The sequence below is a fragment of the Providencia rettgeri genome (assembly GCF_001874625.1).
Classification (GTDB): Bacteria; Pseudomonadota; Gammaproteobacteria; order Enterobacterales; family Enterobacteriaceae; genus Providencia; species Providencia huashanensis.
The window spans coordinates 555,494-571,118 of record NZ_CP017671.1 but is presented as its reverse complement, the minus strand read 5'-3'; the positions used below and the strand labels follow the sequence as shown (position 1 = coordinate 571,118).

At 41.8% G+C, this 15,625-nt stretch carries 15 protein-coding genes; 5 read left to right on the top strand and 10 right to left on the bottom strand.

Annotated features, from left to right (window positions below; translation table 11 throughout):
* Nucleotides 1-5 precede the first annotated feature (5 nt).
* Entirely contained in the window at nt 6-1,586 is a 1,581-nt protein-coding gene (gene rtcR / locus RB151_RS02545; protein WP_042848430.1) for an RNA repair transcriptional activator RtcR, read from the bottom strand.
* 486 nt (nt 1,587-2,072) lie between these two features.
* Between rtcR and RB151_RS02540 the strand changes: the two genes are divergently transcribed.
* From RB151_RS02540 to RB151_RS02530, 3 genes are read left to right on the top strand one after another with little or no spacing between them, the layout of a single operon-like run.
* Nucleotides 2,073-3,191: a slipin family protein gene (locus RB151_RS02540; RefSeq protein WP_042848432.1), complete on the top strand. Its 1,119-nt coding sequence runs from the start codon at nt 2,073-2,075 to the stop codon at nt 3,189-3,191.
* Between the two features lie 2 nt (nt 3,192-3,193).
* Nucleotides 3,194-4,420, top strand: coding sequence for an RtcB family protein (locus RB151_RS02535; RefSeq protein ID WP_071547665.1), 1,227 nt, complete (start codon nt 3,194-3,196; stop codon nt 4,418-4,420).
* A gap of 11 nt (nt 4,421-4,431) precedes the next feature.
* Nucleotides 4,432-5,226: a nucleotidyltransferase domain-containing protein gene (locus RB151_RS02530; protein WP_071547664.1), complete on the top strand. Its 795-nt coding sequence runs from the start codon at nt 4,432-4,434 to the stop codon at nt 5,224-5,226.
* Nucleotides 5,227-5,313: 87 nt separating this feature from the next.
* Here RB151_RS02530 and RB151_RS02525 read toward each other — a convergent pair whose 3' ends face one another.
* The 5 genes from RB151_RS02525 to RB151_RS02505 form a co-directional block, all read right to left on the bottom strand.
* On the bottom strand, nt 5,314-5,769 hold the full coding sequence (locus tag RB151_RS02525; protein ID WP_071547663.1) for a DoxX family protein: 456 nt from the start codon (nt 5,767-5,769) through the stop codon (nt 5,314-5,316).
* 192 nt (nt 5,770-5,961) lie between these two features.
* The gene (locus RB151_RS02520; protein WP_042848437.1) at nt 5,962-6,528 is read right to left on the bottom strand and encodes a molecular chaperone TorD family protein; all 567 of its coding nucleotides are present in this window, start codon (nt 6,526-6,528) and stop codon (nt 5,962-5,964) included.
* A gap of 37 nt (nt 6,529-6,565) precedes the next feature.
* Nucleotides 6,566-7,465: a dimethyl sulfoxide reductase anchor subunit family protein gene (locus tag RB151_RS02515; protein WP_042848439.1), complete on the bottom strand. Its 900-nt coding sequence runs from the start codon at nt 7,463-7,465 to the stop codon at nt 6,566-6,568.
* A complete protein-coding gene (locus RB151_RS02510; RefSeq protein WP_042848441.1) occupies nt 7,462-8,100 on the bottom strand; it encodes a DMSO/selenate family reductase complex B subunit in 639 nt (212 codons plus the stop codon). Before RB151_RS02510 ends, RB151_RS02515 begins: the two co-directional genes overlap by 4 nt.
* Entirely contained in the window at nt 8,097-10,517 is a 2,421-nt protein-coding gene (locus tag RB151_RS02505; RefSeq protein ID WP_071547662.1) for a DMSO/selenate family reductase complex A subunit, read from the bottom strand. Before RB151_RS02505 ends, RB151_RS02510 begins: the two co-directional genes overlap by 4 nt.
* Before the next feature lie 192 nt (nt 10,518-10,709).
* Here RB151_RS02505 and RB151_RS02500 point away from each other — a divergent pair, with 192 nt between their 5' ends.
* Nucleotides 10,710-11,483 carry an AraC family transcriptional regulator gene (locus tag RB151_RS02500; protein WP_071547661.1) on the top strand — a complete coding sequence of 258 codons (774 nt, stop codon included), beginning with the start codon at nt 10,710-10,712 and terminating at the stop codon, nt 11,481-11,483.
* Nucleotides 11,484-11,617: 134 nt separating this feature from the next.
* Entirely contained in the window at nt 11,618-12,238 is a 621-nt protein-coding gene (locus tag RB151_RS02495; RefSeq protein WP_048608763.1) for a flavin reductase family protein, read from the top strand.
* A 59-nt stretch (nt 12,239-12,297) separates the two neighbouring features.
* Here RB151_RS02495 and RB151_RS23565 read toward each other — a convergent pair whose 3' ends face one another.
* The 4 genes from RB151_RS23565 to RB151_RS02480 form a co-directional block, all read right to left on the bottom strand.
* The gene (locus tag RB151_RS23565; RefSeq protein ID WP_230683894.1) at nt 12,298-12,600 is read right to left on the bottom strand and encodes an AAA family ATPase; all 303 of its coding nucleotides are present in this window, start codon (nt 12,598-12,600) and stop codon (nt 12,298-12,300) included.
* Between the two features lie 63 nt (nt 12,601-12,663).
* Nucleotides 12,664-12,810, bottom strand: a complete 147-nt coding sequence (locus RB151_RS23560; protein WP_225833173.1) for an ATP-binding protein — start codon at nt 12,808-12,810, stop codon at nt 12,664-12,666.
* A 198-nt stretch (nt 12,811-13,008) separates the two neighbouring features.
* Complete coding sequence (locus tag RB151_RS02485) at nt 13,009-13,674, bottom strand: hypothetical protein (RefSeq protein WP_081363926.1); 666 nt, start codon at nt 13,672-13,674, stop codon at nt 13,009-13,011.
* A 52-nt stretch (nt 13,675-13,726) separates the two neighbouring features.
* Nucleotides 13,727-15,373 carry a Na+/H+ antiporter gene (locus RB151_RS02480; protein ID WP_042848447.1) on the bottom strand — a complete coding sequence of 549 codons (1,647 nt, stop codon included), beginning with the start codon at nt 15,371-15,373 and terminating at the stop codon, nt 13,727-13,729.
* Between the last annotated feature and the right edge of the window lie 252 nt (nt 15,374-15,625).

The window sequence follows — 15,625 nt, the reverse complement described above, 5'->3', positions numbered from 1 at the left end:
TCTTTTTATCCCTTTCTCACCCCATCCCAATCTAACCCAAACTTTGCCAAATATTTTCGCAGCCTATCTGCATCATTTGGCTGTTTTTTATGTTGCCGTGAAATGGCAAACAGCTCACGCCCCGCTTCTGACAAAGAAGATGAACGCCGGCAAACTTCCAGCACGGTTGCTAACTGTTGCTGGTCGAATAAATCAATTTCGCCAATTTGCTTTGGTAATGTATTGGTTGATTTTGACTGCCATTGAGCTTGCAAACGGCCAATTTCCTCTTCGGCTACCGCTTTGGTAATACGCCCGCGTTCAGCAAACGTTGCCATTCGGTTAATGGAGGCACCCAACTCACGGAAATTTCCACGCCAATGGGCTTGAGGGGAACAGGCAAACTTCACATAAACGTTTCGAGCTTCGCTATCAAAACGAATTTGGCTTTGTTGGTCTTGGCAAAATTTGGCTAATTCATAATCAATATTCGGTTCGATGTCTTCACGGCGGTCACGCAAGCCCGGTAAGGCAAATGTCCACATATTGATACGGGCAAATAAGTCTTCACGAAATTTGCCCTCTTCCACTTGCTGCGCCAAATTACGGTGAGTCCCTGCAATTAATTGAAAGTCACTGTGAATTTCTTCATCTGAACCATAAGGAAAAAAGCTTTTCTCCTCAATGGCTTTCAATAGCATTGCTTGTTCATCTAGCCCAAGTTCCGCAATTTCATCGAGAAATAAAATACCGCCATCCGCTTCTTTCAGTAACCCACGCCTTGGGTTGATTGCCCCTGTGAACGCCCCTTTTACATGACCAAACAGCGTCGACATAGCGTTATCACCACGAAGCGTTGCACAGTTTACTTCCACAAATCGCCCTTTAACTTGATGGCGGCTTTCACGCAGTTGATAAATTCGCCGAGCTAAGAAAGACTTCCCCGCCCCCGTTGGCCCATTGAGTAAAATCGGGGCTTTAGAGCGTAATGCGACGCGTTCGATTTGCTCAATCATGGTATTAAATGCCGCGTTGCGGGTGGCAATACCCGATTTTAAAAACGAAACCTGCTGTTGCTGCTCTGTTTGGAAACGGCTGGTGATATGGGCGTAACGGCTAAGATCAAGGTCTATCACCGCATGAATACCGGCAGGGTCTTTCTCCCGCCCCTTTTGGCTTGGGGAGGTTTGAATTAACTTCGCAGGCAGGTAATGAGCCTCGGTTAATAAGAACCAGCAAATTTGCACCACATGGGTACCCGTAGTGATATGTACCAGATACTCTTCATTATCAGTATCAAATTGATAATGCGAAGAAAAATCCAGTAATGAGGTATAAACCTCTTCAAAATCCCACGGGTCAGCAATATCCACCTCATGCAGTACCACTTCCGTATTGGGAGAAGCTTGTTCAATGTCCTCTTTCACCCGGTGCGCCATGCCATAGTCATTCACCTGATGCAGTAATTCAAAACGACCAATATCCAAATTAGGCTGTTGGCAAAGGCCAACCGTTGGCCGCCATTTTGTCCAGCGATTGGCTTTTTTGCCTCTTCTATCGAGTACTGTGCCCAATACACCAATGACCACTTTGCGTTTCTTATTCATGATGAGTTTATATAAATTTATAAAATGCGATATAAAAAGATAATAAATAGCCTAATTCATTTCTCTTGGTAATGTTAGTAAAATTTAACCAGATATATTTATTTGTTATTTTTCAATAATATAAAATTTTTTAACTTACTTTAATAAAAGTTGGCACGCTTCTGGCAATTATATCTTCATCCACTGCCGGAAATTGTCTGAACTTCGAGTTCAACCGGTGCAGACATGGTGACTCAGTCACTACATGGTCTGTATGCCGCCGTCAGTAAGATACCTTGGTAATAGCCTAGCTATCAGGTTCGACTCCTGAAAAAAATACAAATCCAACTGTATAAAACTAAGCAGAAGTTAAGCTTGAAACCGCCACTCGAGAGCTTTGCCGAGTGATGAGCAGAAATTTAGACAGCCAATTTTGGCACTCTACTTTTCCCCTCACCACTTCGCTTTTTTCTTCAGTGCCGGATAAATATTGAAAAAGGAAAAATAATGAAAAAAATAAATATCGCTCAAGGACAAATCGCATTGACCGCTAAAAATGGGGATTTTAAACAATTACTGACTGCGGGTGAGCACCGTTTAAACGATTGGTTTAATCAATTGACGGTGTCATTGTTCACACTTGATAACGAACCTATTGATGAAAAACTGGCAGACCACTTACGCCAATTTCACCCTGATTGGGTTGATGATCACTGTATTGACATCGCTTTGACTGATGACGAGATTGGTTTTATATACTTGCACAATAGTTTGACAGAAATACTGCCACCTGCGAGCCGTCGGTTGTATTGGAAAAATGGCAATAATTTAAAAGTGGAGCCGCAGTCGCTAGAAAATAGCGTTATTGACTCTGTATTCGTTGCACGTCTGATGGGTAAAAAACGCATTAAAGGCAATGAGTTGGCCTTAATTAGCCAAGTACCTGCATGGCATGTCGGTATGCTAAAAATTGATGGTGAGATACAAGATTTATTACAACCGGGAACTTACGGTTATTGGAAAATCAACCACAAACCGGAAGTTGAGATAATAGACACTCGCTTACAATCATTAGAAGTTAGCGGACAAGAGATTTTAACCAAAGACAAAGTCACATTACGCATCAACCTGTGTGCCAACTGGCGCTATCACGATGTTTTGCTGGCATTCTCAAAACTGAGCCAGCCTGTAGAGCATTTATATCGTGAATTGCAGTTTTCAATACGAGAAATCGTGGGTACCCGAACCTTAGATGAACTTTTAGAAAACAAGCAGTTAATTGATGAGTTGATGTTGATTCAAGTCGCGCAGTGCGTCGTTGAGTTTGGCTTAGAAATCGATAGTATCGGTGTAAAAGACATCATTTTGCCGGGGGATATGCGCACTATTTTATCTCAAGTCGTTGAAGCCGAAAAATCGGCACAAGCTAACGTGATCCGCCGCCGTGAAGAAACCGCCGCGACTCGTTCACTGTTAAATACCGCAAAAGTGATGGAAAACAACCCAGTTGCGCTGCGTTTAAAAGAACTTGAAACCTTAGAAAGTATCGCACATCGAATCGACCAAATTTCCGTTTATGGTGGGTTAGATCAAGTATTAAACGGATTGGTAAAAATTAAGGAATAACAATGAATAACAATAACTTTAATCAATTAATTCAAGAAAATGGCGTGCCTGTAAAAATGTGGACCAACGGCGTGCCTGTAGACCCGAAAGCGGTAACACAACTACAAAACACCGCTAAAATGCCGTTTATTTTTAAGCACCTTGCGGTAATGCCGGATGTACACGTTGGAAAAGGTTCGACGATAGGAAGTGTTATACCAACCAAAGGGGCGATTATCCCTGCGGCAGTTGGCGTGGATATTGGCTGTGGGATGATTGCCGTGCGTACATCATTAACAGCGGCTGATTTACCAGATAGCCTGCAAAATATTCGTTTCGCTATCGAAGCGGCGGTACCACATGGTCGAACAACCCACCGCCATGGACGTGATAAAGGGGCTTGGTATCGTACACCGGATATTGTCGATACCCACTGGGCGCACTTGGATGAAGAGTTTAAACGTATCTGTGATAAATACCCAAAACTACGTAACACTAATCATTACAAACATTTAGGGACATTAGGAACGGGGAACCACTTTATTGAACTGTGTTTAGATGAACAAGACCGTGTATGGGTAATGCTACATAGCGGGTCACGCGGGGTGGGAAATGCGATAGGTAACTTGTTTATCACGCTGGCACAAAAAGATATGCAACAGCATATCGCCAATTTGCCGGATAGAGACCTTGCTTACTTTAAAGAAGGTAGTGTGCACTTTAATGACTATATGGAAGCAGTGGGTTGGGCGCAAGACTTTGCTCGCCATAACCGTGAAGTAATGATGCACCGCGTATTGGAAGCACTATCACGTGAAATTCCAAAGCCGTTTATCACAGAACAAGAAGCCGTAAATTGCCATCATAACTATGTGCAAAAAGAACAGCACTTTGGTGAAGAAGTACTGGTAACCCGAAAAGGCGCGGTATCTGCACGAAAAGGCCAAATGGGGATCATTCCAGGGTCAATGGGGGCGAAAAGTTTTATTGTGCGCGGTTTAGGTGACGAAGAAAGTTTTTGTTCATGCAGCCATGGTGCAGGGCGGGTCATGAGCCGGACAGAGGCTAAAAAACGTTTCTCTGTAAGTGACCAAAAAATAGCGACAGCCCATGTTGAGTGCCGAAAAGACAGTGATGTGATTGATGAAATACCGATGGCTTATAAAGACATTGATGCGGTGATGGCTGCGCAGTCCTCACTGGTAGAAATTGTTCATACCCTACGCCAAGTAGTGTGTGTAAAGGGATAAAAGGAGAAAGCATGGAAACTAGCCATGAAAGTATATCCGTGCTGATGAAAGAACGGATAGGTAAAACACTTAAAGAAATAGAAGAAACTCACCACGTTAAAATACTCTTTGCGTGTGAGTCGGGTAGTCGCGGTTGGGGCTTTGCCTCCCACGATAGCGACTATGACGTCCGGTTTATCTATGTTCACAAACTTGATTGGTACCTAACATTGGATAAAAAACGCGATGTGATAGAGAAACCAATTGATGATGAGTTAGATGTGTCGGGTTGGGAGCTTTCTAAAGCATTGAAATTAATGCGAAACTCAAACCCCGCATTAATCGAGTGGCTACACTCACCCATTGTGTATTTTAAGGATGAGGCATTTTTTACTCAACTAGAGCAACTGGCTGCACAATTTTATTCGCCACTAAAATCACGTTATCATTATTTATCAATAAGTAAGCGCAATTTACATACTGATTTTAAAGGCAAACAAGTTAAACTGAAAAAATACTTTTACCTATTGCGTGCTGTATTAGCATTACACTGGATAGAAAAAAGTAAAAACATGCCTCCAATGGCATTTTCAGAATTGGTGACTGCAACAGTCTCAGATAAATCAGTACGATTAGAAATTAATGAGTTGTTGGCGATAAAAAGCCAATCTGACGAAAGTCATTATGGTGCGAGACGGCCAGCTATAGACCAACTCGTATCAGAGACTATGACTAATGCAGAGCGAATGCAATTCCCTGAACCCGCTTGCCGTGATAGCCGTTTACTAGATAGTTTTTTCCGTACAGTTGTATTAGAAAATAACTAGCTATTGGTTATTCAAAAAAATAGACCATCAGAATATTTTTGATGGTCTTTCTTTAAAGGCAATGTCAAACACTTAAGAAAAATAATATTACCGCCAGCATGGGTTCTTCATAATTGAGAATTTCCCTGCGCCCATAAATGCCAATGCAATCGAGCTTAAGAAGAAATAAACAATACTTTCGATAGCCCAAGCGCCGGTTTTATCGAGTAAAAAAGTTTTATCCAAACCAATCATTAGCCATGCAACAACCATGGTAAACGCCACTAATAAAGCTGATGGACGCGTTAAAAAACCTAAAATAATAAAAATTGGGGCAACCACTTCACCTAAAATAGTCCCATAGGCAATAAATTCAGGTAAACCGTAAGAAGCCAGCAATGCCTTAATACCACTAGCCCCTGTTAATAATTTACTCATACCATGGAACAGCATTAGCCCACCAACCGAAAGGCGTAATAGCAACCTTCCTAAATCTTCATGAGACAATAAACGATTACATAGATTGACCACTTTATACCCCCTTAGAATATTTAAGCACATCATTAAGTAGTATGACTTAAAAACGTATTATGGCTTAGAAATATAAAGTAAGAATCATTTTAATTTGCATTTCTTATAACTAAATCAATTTTCATTTAATTATAATTTATTAACCTTTAACTCGTTCAAATATTACGTTTAATTAACGATTTAAACATCAAAAATACTGATCAATTAAGCCTAACATTAAAAACTTTATGAACAATTTTTTACCGTGACCAGAGCAAGCTCAGTCAACGCATTATAAAAAAGGCTCTGGTTTGTTCGATTTAATTGCTCAGAAAACTGTGGTAACCAACTTTCTAAATGTTCATGCAATAATTCTTTTAATGCCTCTTCTCTCACTTGTGAAGCTAAAACCGCCGCTTGAAATAACATTAAACCAACATGGTCTGACGGTTCTGGATAAGGTGTTTGTACCGTCAAACGCTCACGTTTTAAAAAATCACTTAGCGCCGCTGTTGATGAGCCTTGCAATACCCCTTCAGGGTCTAAATATACCGAGCCCCATGGTGGGGCTGGTAATGCATTTGGCCCAATAAATAGCGCTGTCCACTGAGTATTTAACGTCGCGATATCTATTTTAAGTGACTCCGTAATACGACGACTAAGTTGAGAACTTATTTTACAGGGCCACTGAGAGGCAAAATCATCGAGCTTGAAAAAATGAATAGCATAATCAGCTGCGTCGTCCTCTGGTGAAAATAAATAACAAGTACCCAATATATTAAATGCTGCTGCATAGTGTGAAAAATGGATCATACAACGGGTTATTTCCTAGGTAATAGCGGTTATTCATTTAAAGATGAATAGTATAAAAACAGTAACGTAACAGAAATTCAGCAACAATAGCGGCAACACAGCCTACAGCAAAATAAACCTGACTCGCTGATGCATGAATACCCAGCGTTGTTTGCCGAACTTGGCGATAAACCCCATACCCTAAAACCACGATAGCCAATATGCCAATTAACCAACTCCCTATGCGTAATGACCAAATTCCTTGATAAGCACGGATAGAATCAATAGGAAAGGTAATAGATTCATTATGATAGCCAGTGTGTAATAAATAGCTTTCGTATGCAGGCTGATAAACTAAACGCGCTAATAAGCTAAGAGCAATAACTGCCCATAATATCCACAACCCTCGGACTGGAATTTGCACATCAAGTGAACCAACATTAAAACGCAATAACATATTGATGAGTAAATAATACCCCGCTGCTCCCGCGGTAAGCATCGTGCCGTAAAACATCAAATAGGTGTTATCATTCATCCAAGTTAACATTGATGTATACCGATAAATTGACGCCATAGCATACACATCACAGAGCCCAGCAATAATGGCTAACCCTAACAACAGATATGACAATTCCTTTTTGAACCATAACCATAAAAAAGTCAGCCCAAGAAAAGCAAAGTAGCTTGCAGTGAGTACCACTTCACGACTTAACCAAGACGAGAAAATATTTAACAGTGAATTAGGGGCATTAAGTGGCACGCCTAGGTGCGTAATCGAAGATAACAATCCAACACCAGCAAGCACACAAGCAACCAATAAATACCATAAGAAAAACTGTGAGTTAATTTTCCCCGCTAACGCCGTGGATAATTTTTTCGCAAAGACCCCCAACATCACACTCAGCCCAATGGATGTTTGCATTAAAAATGTGAATAACAATAATGGCCATTCATTCATTTGGCATCTCCTTGTAAGTCTTGAGTACGACCCGCCCCTTGATGTGGGTGGATCACTAAATTGGGATGGGTAATTGAGGAATCTGGTAACCCACGGACATCCGCTTGGTCCCCATACTGTTTTCTTAGTTCATCAATGGGGCCAAACTGAATAGCCCCTAACGGGCAAGTCGCGACGCAGACGGGTTGCTCCCCTTTTAATTGCAAGTCGATACAAAAATCACATTTCGACATTTGCTTAGTTTCAGGGTTCATTTGAGGAGCACCATAGGGGCAAGACCAAGCGCAGGTTCCACAACCAACGCATTTGTCAGTGTTAACCATGACGATGCCGTCCCCTTCACGTTTATGCATAGCCGTCGTTGGGCAATTCTTTACACACATCGGGTCAGCACAATGGTTACATGAAATGGATAACGTATAAGCAAACACATTATTCACCAGCCCTCCCGTGCCGTTTTCAATAAATTCTCCCCCCGTTACTTCGTAAACACGGCGATACTTACGCCCCACATCAAGGTTATTTTTATCTTTACAGGCCACCTGACACGCTTTACAGCCTGAACAGCGCGCCGAATCAATATAGAACCCTAACTGTTTGTTACTGACAGCGGGATAAACGTGGAATTTACTCATGCTTTAGTTACCTCCACCAATAAAGTTTGATGGGCATTACCATGTGCCATTGCTGTACTACGTGCCGAGGTTAAAACGTTAGCACAACCACCTTGGTCAACCCCGTTCTCATCGGGCTGCCACCATGCTCCGGCCTGCAAGGCAACAACACCCGGCATAATGCGCTGAGTTATTTTGGCAGGCACCATGGTGACACCACGGTCGTTATTCACCTTGACGCGTTCTCCATCTGTAATGTTTCGTCGTTTAGCATCAATCGGGTTGATCCACAGTTCTTGTCGCTGTACTTCTTGTAACCACGGGTTAGCAAATTGCGTTGAATTGGCACGATTACGGCCTTTCCATGTAATTAGTTGCAATGGATAACGAGTCGTGAGGGTATCTTCAGGCCCTTCAATGGCAGGCACGTAATGTGATAGTGCTGGAATATCCGCATCCTGACGCTCATAAAGGCGTTTAGAGAAAATTTCGATTTTCCCTGATGGCGTTTCAAACGGGTGGTTTTGTATATCTTGGATATTTTTCTCAAAAGCAACATACCCCACATGCGGCTGATGCTTTAATAGATGACGGCGTTTTACCAAGAGTTCATCAAAGCTAGGAATATTATCTTCTGGGCGTTTTTTGTGCGCATCATTCACCAGATGTTCTATCCATTGCTTTTCTGTTCTACCTTCACTGAATACGTCACCTACTCCTAACTTTTCTGCGACTTCACATAACCATTCATAGTCACTACGGCGTTCAAATTCAGGCTCGATGACTTTTTCAGATAAAATGATGTAATTACCCGTCCCCCATGTGCCCCCGACGTTCCAGCGTTCTAAGAAACTGGTTTCAGGAAGCAAAATATCGGCATATTTAGCACTCGGTGTCATATATAAATCGCTGTAAACGATAAATTCGACTTTGCTTTCATCTTCCAGCACTTTAGCGGCATGCAAAATATCCGGATTCTGATTAGTCATATAATTACCCGCTAATGAAAAAATCATTTTGATTTCGGTATCGAGTTTTTCTGCATTTTTCAAACCGTTATCAGGGGTCACTAAATCTTTATTTTCACAGGCTTGAACCCAATTAGTGATATTGATTTTTGCTTTCACTGGGTTCTCAAATAAACTTGGGCCCGCTAAGGTTTTACGTAAATCAGGAGTGACTGCCATACCGTAGCCAGCAGCCCAACCGCCTTTACGCCCCACATTACCGGTAATAGTCGCCAACAAGGTCGCCCCTCTCGCTGAGCGCTCACCACAAATATGACGTTGAGGCCCCCAGCCCTGCATTAAGGCGGCAGGTTTGGTATTGGCATATTCACGAGCGAGTTGGCGAATAGTCTGTGCAGGGACCTTTGTAATCGGCTCTGCCCATTCAGGGGTTTTCACAATTCCATCTTTTTTCCCCATTAAATAAGCTATTAATGACTCGTTCTCGGGGACACCTTCAGGCATCTGATGTTCATCAAACCCGATGGTGTATTTATCAATAAAGGCTTGATCATGCAGGCCTTCGCTGATGATCACATACATCATCGCATCCATCATCGCGTTGTCTGTGGTGGGTAAGATAGGGACCCATTGATCAGCTAAGGATGATGCGGTGTCCGAGTAACGCGGGTCGACAACGATAAATTTAGTGCCATTCTTTTTCATCTTTTGGAAATAATGATTTGAATGACCAAAAATCGTTTCGTTAGGGTTGTGCCCCCATAAGATCACTAAAGGCGTATCTTCTAAGGTATCTAAGGTGCTACCACTCGCTGAGGTGCCATAAGTATATGGCGTGACTGCCATGGTATTGCCATTACTCACTGAATGGTAATTTTCCAGAAAGCCCCCCGTTAAGTTAAATAAACGGCGTAGCATGTTGGCACCAGAAAAAATACCGCCTGTTACCCCCGTACTCAAACTGACAAAACGCGATGCTGGGCCATATTGCGTATTAATACGCTGCATATTATCTGCAATTAACGTCGTCGCTTCTTCCCAGCTAATACGTTCAAAACGCCCTTCACCACGTTTACCAACCCTTTTCATTGGGTATTTCAAGCGATTTGGATGATAAACAAATTTTCGATAGCTACGACCACGTACACATGCACGCATGATCGGCATCTCTTCATCAAGGTCGGCATCAGGGCGTGTACTTATGCGTGTAACGACCCCCTCTTTGACATGTGCTCGAATATCACATTTTCCACCACAGTCAAAACTACTACAGGTTGATACGATGCGTTCCGCTGAGTTTTGAATGAGCTTAGTAGGGATGATCTCTGGGTCTTCTGGTGTTGAGGCAATGGTTTTAGCAGCAATAAAGGGGACAGCCATGAGTGCAGAGCTGCCTTGAATAAACCGACGGCGGGTTAGTGGTTCGATCAGATGTGTTTGGCTATCATTCCGATCTGGGTAATTTTTCATAGTAACTCTACCTCTGGCGTACATTAGGTTGCCGCGATAGAGTAAACATTTCCCTCTTAGCCAACTTTCGAAAAATCGCCAAACACATCGGAATTTCAGCCAACCATATAAAACATGTGGTTATATCAATAAAAATTGCCTATATTCATAAAACTAACAACAATATTTGAATCTCAGCCAACAAAATTGCCTATGCGAAATATTCCACTGAAAACAATTGATGCGACGCCTCGTGATGTTCTCGCCATTGGAACCGATTACTTACCGAATGTACTCTTGAGCTCTCATGTTCACCGTCGAGCTCAGTTTCTCTATGGTGCTACCGGGCTAATTGAAGTCAGCACCGCAGATGGCGAATGGGTGATCCCACCAGATAGCGGAGTTTGGATCCCCTGTAATACTCCCCATGAAACACGTATGCTGAATGTCAGCACTCGTAGTTTATATATCGAGCCAAAAGCAGCGCCGCGTAGGGGGAATCGATGTGAGGTATTACGGGTATCTCCATTACTTCGTCAGCTATTACTTGAAGCCGTTGATACCCCGCTCGAATATGACTTAAATGGTCGTGATGGCGCAATGTTCCAACTTATTTTACATGAAATAGAACAAGCGGAGCCGCTTCCTTTCTATGCCCCCATCCCCCGAGATGAGCATTTAGCAACACTGTGTCGTGAGTTTTTGAAATCACCACAAATTACCTCTCTTCCCCAAGAATGGGCAGCAAAACTCCATAAGAGTGAGCGCTCGTTTAGTCGTTTTTTTGGAACTCAAACAGGGTTGTCTTTCTCTGATTGGCGGCAACAAGCTTGTTTGTTAAGTGCAATCACCCATATTTCTGCTGGGAAGTCGATTACTGAAGTGGCATTTGATTTGGGCTATAGCAATGTGGGGTCATTTTCAACCATGTTTAAAAAGTGGTTAGGGCAAAGCCCATCAAGTTTTATTCAACGAATTTCTGGGTAAGCTTGCCTCAGATAGTGCTCAATCCTGAGCACTATCCACTGACTGCTAACTTTATACATTGATTGCCTTTTTCATTTTTTACTCTTACGCCTCCTAATATTATCCGTTAGGATAAAACAAAAAAGGAGCGTGCAATGACCACTCAGTTTTATAGTTATCAACCCACAAAAGGCCACGGGCTTCCTCATGACCCTATCCCATCGCTCATTGGCCCCCGACCAATTGGTTGGATTTCAACTTGTGATAGCCAAGGAAGAACAAACCTCGCACCTTACAGTTTTTTCAATATTTTCAACTACTCCCCTCCAATATTGGCATTTTCAAGTGTTGGTAAAAAAGATTCCGTCACCAATGCGATTGAAACGGGAGAATTTGTTTATAACCTCGCAACACTGGCGCTTGGTGAACAAGTGAATATGAGTAGCGCGACTCTGGCACGTGGTGAAAGCGAATTTGCCTTAACCCAACTATCAACATTACCATCCACATTAGTTTCTCCTCCACGTATTGCACAAACACCCGTATCAATGGAATGCATTGTCACTCAATATCAACAAATTAAACGGGCTGATGGCCAACTGTTAGATACTTGGATGGTAATGGGTGAGGTCGTGATGGTGCATATTGATGAATCAGCCCTACAAGATGGACTATATGACTGTGCAGGGCAAAAACCTCTGCTACGAGCGGGTGGCCCAGCAGATTATTATTGGATAGAACAACAGCAGAACCTAAAAATGTATCGCCCTAAATAACTTAAAATTAGAGTGGTCAATATTGTCTGGCTATTAACCACGTTAGTCCCTTCCCTTTATCAGTAGAACTTACACACTAGTTGCTCACTGCTATCTGGATAGGAAAAGTGCGCCGTAATTAAGTCAAACTGTGCTTCAGAGGTTTGAAATGGGTTTTCCCCTGTTAAATTACGCGCTGCTAACCTTGCTTTACACTTTTGATTATCAACGTTTAATACATGAAAAACATAAGATGCACCAGATGATTGCGCTAAAGATTTCAACCATTGGCGCTGGGTAGGCGTGTTTGCAGGGAAATCCATCACGACGGTATTACCCGCAGCAACAAGGTGCTGAATATGCTTTTCTAGCACTTTTTTCACTAAAGCACTTTTTTCAATATAATCAGATAGTTCTTTAATTTCATTAGGATATAGTGCAGAAAGCTATTCGTCTTCGCACAATAAAATAGTACGAGGCTGTTGCGATAGTGTTTTCGCTAAGGTGGATTTGCCTGATGCGATTTTCCCACAAAGAAAATGCAACTGGGGTTCACTATTAGGCTGTTGAGGGGCTTGTACTGAGTTCATCATAAATTCCTTGTTGGTCACTAACCAGACAAGAACAAAAAACCCGCCTTGTCTGGCGGGTTTAGGATGTAGCTTACCCCCACCACTATGTGATGGTAATAATAATGCTTAAGCCTGCTACAACCGAATACATATTTTTTACTAACCTAGAAAGAGGGACAGGCATAGTATCAACCCCCTTAAATAAATCAACAAGGTGATTTATTCTAAAAACGAAAAAGGTAATGTGACTGCGGAAGCTAAAATACCAAACCCGCTCTCCACAGCGTCAGCCACACAACCAACTGTATCCCATGCAGTCCAACCCTCGTCATCTGTTTGACCTAGCAAAACAAGTTCCTGTATGTGGCCTAAATTGATAGGTAGAATTTCCCATTGCGGTGAGTTAGTTAAATCCCCAGAAATATCAACCAATACCACACACCAGCCAAATGGGCTTGTCAAATCGCCGTATTGATGACGACCAATCCACTGACCAAAAATATCAACCCGATACCCTTTTTCTTCATTCGCTTTCGAGTCTATTTGACCGCATAGCCATAAGCTATCACGTTTTTCAGGAGCGATATCTTCAAGAGGTAACATCTTCAGTTTTAATTTTTTCTTTTCAGAGTCTAGTTCTTGTTTCTTTACAAGGCGCCAGTGGCACGGAATATAATCACTAATATCAAACTGTTCAGTACTGTTTTTAACCCTCAATAATGACCAACCATATTCACTATTAGGGTTACCAAATTCACTACGACGAATCCATTGACCATGCTCATCTTGGCGAAAGCCCTTATTGTCATTCACATGGGAAATAAAAATAGCTTCATCCCATAGTAAGTTCAGTTCTCTTTCCGTCAGTTGATATTTTTTTATCACGCTATTCCTTTTGAGCTAAAAATGGCCCAAGTTTTTGCTTGGGCCATTTAAATTAATGCTTTCCTTTTTTATGATGATTAAGAGTTTCTTCTTTTAAATCAAGTTCATCACGTAAACGATGGTAAACACGTTCATTGATATTTTTATTTTTGCGCATTAGGTAAAGCGCTTCACGTTTGGCTTTGAGCGCCGATTTAGACATATCGCGCTCCATTTCAATCATTCTATGTAAATCATAAACATCCGATTCACTTTCATCTGAATTATCAAGTCGCCTACCGTAGATTTCGAGTAGTTGAGCACCAACTTCAGTTCGCATCGCGATTTCATCCACATCTTCTGAAGGGTGGTTCATTAGGTCACGTAAATGTGCCATTGCAGCTTCGTTTAATGCTAAACGAGCACGAATTTCGTCGTTATCGTACGGTAAATCCTGTACTAAGCCTTTGGTCAAAATTGGCAAGGCAATGCTGGCAATTAATAGTGAACATAAAATCACCCCCATTGCTAAGAAAATAGCCACATCACGATTTGGAAATAATGAACCATCTGGCATCAATAAAGGTAACGTTAAAATACCGGCTAACGTAATCGCTCCGCGCACACCCGCTGTCGCCATTACTGCCATCATACGAATATGCATAACATCTGCTTCTTTACCGCGACGGCGTTTATGGAAGACTGTTAAAGTCATCGAGATCCACACCCAAGTAAAACGCAGAATCGCCAATGCAATTGTGATCACAGCAACATACACAAACAACATCCAAGGGTGGCTAGCACCTGCGGCTTCTGCAACTTCAGGCATATTGGTCCACATACCAGGCAACTGTTCGCCAAGTAAAATGAAAATCATCCCGTTTAATGCAGTTTGAACAGTATCCCACACCGCTTTACTTTGCATACGAGTCGCTGCTTGCATTCGGCCTGCTATTTTCTCATAGTGCATCGCAATACCGGCAACAACCGCAGCTAAAATACCGGAAACATGCAGATGCTCTGCCAGTAAGTAAGCAGTAAATGGCATTAGCAAGCTAATCATTATCTGAATTGCCGGCTCTTCCCCTGTGCGTTTAACTAAGAATTGATTTAGCCAACCAATCGCCCACGCAACTAGCAGGCCTATTAAAATCCCACCAAATGCCACAAATACAAACTGCCCAGCCGCAGAAACTAGTGAGAATGTCCCAGTTAACGCCGCTACAACCGCAAAGCTAAAACAAACTAATCCAGTGGCATCATTCAGTAATGATTCCCCCTCAAGGATATGCGCCATACGTGAAGGCAATGGGGAGTTCACTGTCATTGCTGACACTGAAACTGGGTCCGTAGGGGACAAAATAGCAGCTAACGCGAATGCGACGGCTAATGAAATGGCAGGGATTAACCAATGAATAAAAAAGCCCATACCAATAACGGTGACAACAACTAAACCTATGGCTAGCGACATTATCGGTTTAATTTCTTGAAATAAGGCTTCTTTAGGGATACGCCATCCATCAAGGAATAATAAAGGAGGAATAAATAAAAATAGAAATAGATGAGGTTCAAATTCAACGGTAAAACCATATAAAGACAAGCCAGCCCCTAGTGCTATCTGGATCAAGGGTAATGGAATAATATCTTTGAGCAGTCGTGAAACAAAAACGCTCACAACAACGGCTAATAAAAAAACGAGTACAAGTGTCACTACTGACATTGATTGCTCCATGTTTAGCTAATCATTAATTATCAGTAATGCAGTAAATAGATAAATTGAATCAATGTAAAGTAACTATTAATTATCAGATACAAAAAAAATAAAATTGGGAAATCGCCTAACAATCATTACGTTACAATTTTATTATTTTTTATCCCACCTCTTAATATCGCTAATTATCTATTTGATAGATAAAAATAAAAAATGCACACCATAATAAGTTAAGTATTAATATAGAAAATATACCTAAAT